This is a genomic window from Pseudarthrobacter sp. HLT1-7, assembly GCF_059383435.1.
On sequence record NZ_JBWZCH010000007.1, the window covers coordinates 224,658 to 230,870 of the forward strand.

Sequence of the window (6,213 nt, forward strand, 5' to 3'; positions counted from 1 at the left end):
TGATGTGTTACCGGTTGCGGGATGACTCAAGATCCGACCGCCGGGTTGACCTCGGACTTGGTGATGGCGCCCTCGGCGTTACCCCAGCCTTCCAGGATCTTCTTGTAGGAGCCGTTCTCCATGAGCTTGGTGACGGTCTTCTGGATGACGTCCGCCCAGGCGGTGTCCGGCTTGGCCACGGCGATCCCCTGCGGAGCGGCGTCGTACACGTCGCCAAGTGTTTCGATCTGGCCGTTGGTCTGCGTGACTGCATAGCCGGTGATCGGCGAATCGGCGGCCATGGCGTCGATGCTGCCGTTGACCAGCCGGGTGGTGATGTCCGTCTGGGTCTTGAGCGTGATGACGTTGATGGCCGGCTTGCCGTCCGCTACACACTTCTTGTTGCGGTCCGCGACGTCCGGATCCTCTTGGACGGTGCCGGTCTGGACACCGACGGACTTGCCGCAGATGTCATCCAGGGAGAATTTCTTGGGGTTGCCCTTCTGCACGGCCCAGCGGGTTCCTGCATTGAAGTAGCTGACCATGTTGACCGCGCCGAGCCGCTCCGGGTTGATGGTGAACGAGGAAATCCCCAGATCGTACTTCGGACCGAGGGCCGGAAGAATCCCGGTAAATTCGGACGTCTGCACCTGGACCTTCAGCCCCAGGGTGGCGCCGATCGCCTTGGCGATGTCTACGTCGTAGCCCACGGGGGTCTGGCCGTCGGTGCCGAGGAATTCCGCGGGGGCGTAGCTGGTGTCGGAACCCACCGTCAGCGTGCCCTTCGACTTGATGTCCGCCGGCACCATGGCCGCCAGAGCGTCGTCCTTCTGAACGGTGGTGGGGTCAAAGCTGGATTTGGCGCTGCCGGACGGAGCAGCCGCGCCGGATGTTCCGGTTTCAGAGGCATTGGTGCAGGCGGAGAGGGCAAGGGCGCCGACGGCGAGCACAGTGGCTGCCTTGAGCGTGGAGGTACTCAGGAGTGAACGGGAGATCTGCATTTTCATAACCTTTTGTTGCAGGAACAGGCGTGACTTAGTCGGCTTATAGTGTATCGCCGAATACGAGATGTGCGTCACAGAAAACTAAGTTTCACTATTGGATAACTAATTGGGGGCCAAATGCAAGGCGTCCGCATGTCCAGGTTTCTGAAATCCCGGATTCACGCACCGGGCCGCACCCAGCGCACCGGGCCGGACTCGGCTCAGCTGCTGATGCCGAGGGACTCCAGCATCGGCCGGAACTTGGCCCAGGTCTCGGCGAGCTCGGCTTCGGGCACGGAACCCTCCACGATGCCGCAGCCGGCGTAGAGCCGCACCGTTTCCGGGGATTCGATGACCGCGCCGCGCAGTGCGATGCCCCATTCGCCGTTGCCGGCCGCGTCGAGCCAGCCGACCGGGCCGGCGTAGGGTCCGCGGTCGAGGTGTTCGAGCTTGCGGATCAGGGCGCCTGCCACCGTGGTGGGGGTGCCGCACACGGCCGCGGTCGGGTGCAGCGCGTTGATCAGGGCGAGGCAGGTGGGGACATGGCCTTCCACCTCGGTCAGCTCCGCCTTCACATCCGAGGCCAGGTGCCACACATTGGGCAGTTCCAGGATGAACGGTTCGCTGTGCGCGTTCATCGCCTCCGAGAACGGGGCCAGTTGGGTGGTGAGCGACTGGATGGCGATGTGGTGTTCGTGGCGCTGCTTCTCGGAGCCGGCGAGAACCCGCTCTGCGAACTCGAGCGGCGAGCCGGCCATTCCCTCGGCGTCGCGGCGGTCCAGGGTACCGGCCAGGACGCGGGCCTGCGCCGTGCGGCCCTCCACCTGGATCAGCATCTCCGGTGTGGAACCCACCAGGCCGTCGACGCCGTAAGTCCAGCATTCGCGGTAGCGCACGGCCAGCTGGCGAAGGATTTCCGCGGCATTCACGCCGTCGGGGACGGTGGCGACGATGTCGCGGGCCAGCACGAGCTTTTCCAGCGCGCCGGTGCGGATTTCCGCCACCCCGGCGCCCACGGCCGCCATCCAGTCCGCTTCACTCAGTGAGCCGGTGGACAGGGTCGCCCCGGCAGCCAACGGGAGGGGGAGTACGACGGCGCCACCCGGCTCTGCCGCCACGGTCCCGGAGGTGCCGTTCCCGGCGGTGCCGGCTGCCGACGTCGGACTCTCAACAGAGGTGCCGTCCGCACCAGGCACGACGCCGGGCGTCCCCAGCCAGCGGTCCAGCGCGGCGCGTGCCCCCGCCTCGGTGAGGTGGCCGTCGTCGAACGTCAACTGGGTGAGCCAGGCCTTGCCGTCGCGCAGGCCCACCACGATTTCGGGAACGATCAGCCGTGAGGCATGCGCGGAAACTTTGGAAAAGGCGAAGGAGCCGAAGGCGACGGGGCCGGTGCCGGGACAATCAACCGAGTCGGTGATGTCGGCCTCGATGACCAGATGGCGCCACCAGATGTCAGCTTCGAGGAAACGCTCCGGGCCGGTGGCGGTGAACCGGGCGATCTCGCCGAAGCCCACGAGGCCGGCTTCGCGGCGGGTCCAGCAGAGGACGTCGTCCCGGACCAGAAACGACGGCAGCCCCCCGGGGAATGATTCTGCATCGAGGGGGAGTGTCAGAGTCCTGACAATTCGGGTACGGATCGCGCTGGTCATGATGGGACAACATTACTCCCGCGGCGCCTGCTGGCCGGTCCAGGTGGTGTTCAGCCGCTGATCAGGGCGTGGTTAGTGGGTGCGCCGAACATTTGAGACAATGACAGGGTGAACCGAGCATCCTTGGAAAAGCGTCCGGACGAAGTAGCCACGATGTTTGACGACGTCGCCCCTAAATACGACGTCGTCAACGATGTCCTGTCCATGGGACAGACGCGGCGTTGGCGCCGGATTGTGGTCGAGGCCATGAGCGTGGTGGCGGGCCAGCGGGTGCTCGATCTCGCCGCCGGCACCGGAACTTCCAGCGAGCCGTATGCCGACGCCGGCATCGACGTGATCGCCTGCGATTTCTCGCTCGGGATGCTCAAGGTGGGCAAGCGCCGCCGCCCGGACATCAACTTCATTGCCGGGGACGCCACCCGCCTGCCGTTCGCGGACAACAGCTTTGACGCGTGCACCATCTCGTTCGGCCTGCGCAACGTCAACGAGCCGAAGAAGGCCCTGGCCGAGATGCTGCGGGTCACCAAGCCCGGCGGCAAGCTGGTCATCGCCGAATTCTCCCAGCCAGTGGTCCCGCTGTGGCGCACCATGTACACCGAATACCTCATGCGCGCCCTGCCGGCCATCGCCGTCAAGGTCTCCTCCAACCCGGACGCGTACGTGTACCTCGCCGAGTCCATCCGCGCCTGGCCGGACCAGGACCACCTTGCCGCTTGGCTGCAGGACGCCGGCTGGGAAGCCGTCACCTACCGCAACATCAGCGGCGGCATCGTCGCCGTGCACCGCGCCCAGAAGCCGCTGGCCGGCCCCGCAAGTGATCCCGCCAAGGCGGCCGCAGCGCTGGCCGCCCACACCGGACCGGTGGCGAAGCTGCGGCGCAACATCACCCGACCCGCGCGATAGAAGACAGCCGCCGTGAATGTACTGATCGTCGGAGCAGGTCCGGCCGGGTCCACTGCCGCGTACTACCTGGCGCAGGCGGGCCTCGACGTCACGGTGCTGGAGAAAACCAGCTTCCCCCGCGAGAAGGTCTGCGGCGACGGCCTCACCCCGCGGGCTGTCCGCGAAATCCAGAAGCTCGGCCTGCCGCACCCGGAAGCGGACGGCTGGCGGCGGAACAAGGGCCTGCGGCTGATCGCCGGCGGCCGCAGGATCGAACTTCCCTGGCCCGAGGTCTCCGATTTTCCGCAGTACGGCCTGATCCGCACCCGGCTGGGATTCGACGAGGAACTGGCCCGGCACGCCCAGTCCGCCGGCGCCGTCGTGCTGGAACGCCACAGCGTCACCGAAGCCCTCCGCTCCGAGGACGGCCGGGTGACCGGAGTCCGCGCCGCACTGCTGGACGAGTCCGGCCGCAAGACCGGCGAAACCCGCGACTTCGCCGCCGACGTGGTCCTCGCCGCGGACGGCAACTCCAGCCGAACCGCCGTGTCGCTGGGCATCCGGAAGCGCGACGACCGCCCGCTCGGCGTGGCCGTCCGCACCTACTTCACCAGCCCGCGCCACGACGACGACTGGATGGAGGGCTGGCTGGAGCTTCCGGGCCGCGACGGGAAGCTGCTGCCCGGCTACGGCTGGGTGTTCGGCGTCGGCGACGGCACCTCCAACGTGGGCCTGGGCATCCTGAACTCCTCCAAGGAATTCGGCAAGCTCGATTACAAGCAGGTCCTGCGCGAATGGACCGCCGGAATGCCCGCCGAGTGGGGCTTCACCCCCGAAAACCAGGTGGGCGAGATCCGCGGCGCCGCGCTGCCGATGGGCTTCAACCGCACCCCGCACTACTCGCCCGGACTGCTGCTGCTCGGCGACGCGGGCGGCATGGTCTCCCCGTTCAACGGCGAGGGCATCTCCTATGCCATGGAGTCCGCCCGTTTCGCGGCCGAGTTCATCATCGACGGCGCCGCCCGCTCGGCCTCCGCCGGCTGGACCGGGGCCGACGCCGACGCGCACCTCTCGCGGTACGCGGACTACGTGCGGGATCAGTGGGGATCGCACTTCACCCTGGGCCGCGCCTTCGCCGCGCTGATCGGCAAGCCCGCCGTCATGAAACTGGCACTCCGGACGGGCATGCCCATCCCCGTACTGATGCGCTTTGTGGTACGGCTGCTGGCCAACCTCACCGATCCCGCTGCCAAAGGCTTCGAGGACCGCGTGATCCGGGTCCTGGAATCGCTGGTCCCGGCCACGTCCAACCAGGCCCTGTCCAACCAGGCTCTGTCCGGCACGGGCGGCTCATCGCGCCCCGGCACCAACTCCGCGGATTCCGCAACAAAAGTTAGGGTTAACCCGTGACCAACTCTGCAGACCAAAGCTGGACGCACGCCGGACACGGCCTGCCGAGCTCTGAACCCGATCTGAACACCACCGCCATCGCCACCGGACTGCAGCTGCCGGCCGGCTTCGCCGCGATCGCGGGGGACCCCGAACTGGGCCCCGCGATCACCACCAACCTGGCGCGCGTGGAGAAGAAACTCCGCGAAGCCATCGCCAACTCGGATCCGCTGGCTGACGCAACGTCGCGCCACCTCGTGGAAGCCGGCGGCAAGCGGATCCGGCCGCTGCTGACCCTGCTCTGCGCCCACCTCGGTGACGCCTCCCGGCCGGCCGTGGTGCAGGCCGCCGTCGTGGTGGAACTGACCCACCTGGCCACGCTCTACCACGACGACGTCATGGATTCCGCGCCGTTCCGCCGCGGCGCCCCCACGGCGCATGAGGTCTGGGGCAACTCCGTGGCCGTCCTGACCGGCGACCTGATCTTTGCCCGGGCCTCCATCCTGGTGTCCGAGCTCGGCTCCCGCGCGCTCGGCATCCAGGCCCGGACCTTTGAACGGCTCTGCCTGGGCCAGCTGCACGAAACTGTGGGTCCGCGCCCGGACGAGGATCCGGTGGAGCATTACTTGTCCGTCATCGCCGACAAGACCGGCTCGCTCGTGGCGGCCTCCGGACAGCTCGGCGCGATCTTCTCCGGCGCCGATGAGTCCTACGAGCCGATGCTGGTTGAGTACGGCGAGAAGGTGGGCGTGGCCTTCCAGCTCGCCGACGACGTCATCGATGTCACCGGAATCAAGGTCAAGTCCGGCAAGTCCCCGGGAACCGACCTGCGCGAAGGTGTGCCGACGCTACCCGTGCTGTTGCTGCGGAAGGCCGCCGAAAGCGGCGACCGGTCCGCCGTCGGACTCCTGAAGCTTATTGACGGTGACCTCAGCTCCGACGAGGCGCTGGCCGCCGCCGTCGCGGGTCTGCGCGAGCATCCCGTCACAGCGGAATCCTGGGTGGTGGCCCGGGCCTGGGCCGACGAGGCGATTGCCGCCCTCGCACCGCTTCCCGAGGGAGTGGTCAAGACCTCGCTGGCCAACTTCGCGCTGGCCGTAGTGGACCGCGCCAGCTAGCAGTCATTTTCGTTAGTTCGTCGGGGGTCAGACAGAGCCTGGACCGTTCCGCGCCGCGGGGGACATGCCCATTCTTCGGACCCGAAGGCGAATTCCAGGGGTCGATGCAACACCCGAGGTCAGCTGGCTTCCAGTAAAGCACGAAGACGCTCGGCCGGGGTGTCCCAGTCGAGTGTTTTGCGTGGTCGGGCGTTGAGTTCCTGGGCGACGTGT

5 protein-coding genes are annotated in these 6,213 nt (G+C 67.4%); 3 read left to right on the plus strand and 2 right to left on the minus strand.

The window, feature by feature from the left end:
- Nucleotides 1–26: 26 nt before the first annotated feature.
- Nucleotides 27–980 (minus strand): ABC transporter substrate-binding protein, encoded by a 954-nt coding sequence (locus AC50X6_RS09615; RefSeq protein ID WP_494965997.1) that lies wholly within the window; start codon nt 978–980, stop codon nt 27–29.
- A gap of 203 nt (nt 981–1,183) precedes the next feature.
- The gene (locus AC50X6_RS09620) at nt 1,184–2,611 is read right to left on the minus strand and encodes an isochorismate synthase (RefSeq protein ID WP_494965998.1); all 1,428 of its coding nucleotides are present in this window, start codon (nt 2,609–2,611) and stop codon (nt 1,184–1,186) included.
- A 108-nt stretch (nt 2,612–2,719) separates the two neighbouring features.
- Between AC50X6_RS09620 and AC50X6_RS09625 the strand changes: the two genes are divergently transcribed.
- The 3 genes from AC50X6_RS09625 to AC50X6_RS09635 are packed head-to-tail and all read left to right on the plus strand — an operon-like array spanning nt 2,720 to nt 6,000.
- The gene (locus AC50X6_RS09625) at nt 2,720–3,514 is read left to right on the plus strand and encodes a demethylmenaquinone methyltransferase (protein ID WP_494965999.1); all 795 of its coding nucleotides are present in this window, start codon (nt 2,720–2,722) and stop codon (nt 3,512–3,514) included.
- A 12-nt stretch (nt 3,515–3,526) separates the two neighbouring features.
- Entirely contained in the window at nt 3,527–4,903 is a 1,377-nt protein-coding gene (locus AC50X6_RS09630; protein WP_494966000.1) for a geranylgeranyl reductase family protein, read from the plus strand.
- Entirely contained in the window at nt 4,900–6,000 is a 1,101-nt protein-coding gene (locus AC50X6_RS09635) for a polyprenyl synthetase family protein (protein WP_494966001.1), read from the plus strand. Before AC50X6_RS09630 ends, AC50X6_RS09635 begins: the two co-directional genes overlap by 4 nt.
- Nucleotides 6,001–6,213 lie beyond the last annotated feature (213 nt).

What these genes read in the sequence shown, in the direction of transcription:
- AC50X6_RS09620 (WP_494965998.1), bottom strand. Translation starts at nt 2,611, where the DNA reads ATGACCAGCGCGATCCGTACCCGAATTGTCAGGACTCTGACACTCCCC.
- AC50X6_RS09615 (WP_494965997.1), bottom strand. Translation starts at nt 980, where the DNA reads ATGCAGATCTCCCGTTCACTCCTGAGTACCTCCACGCTCAAGGCAGCC.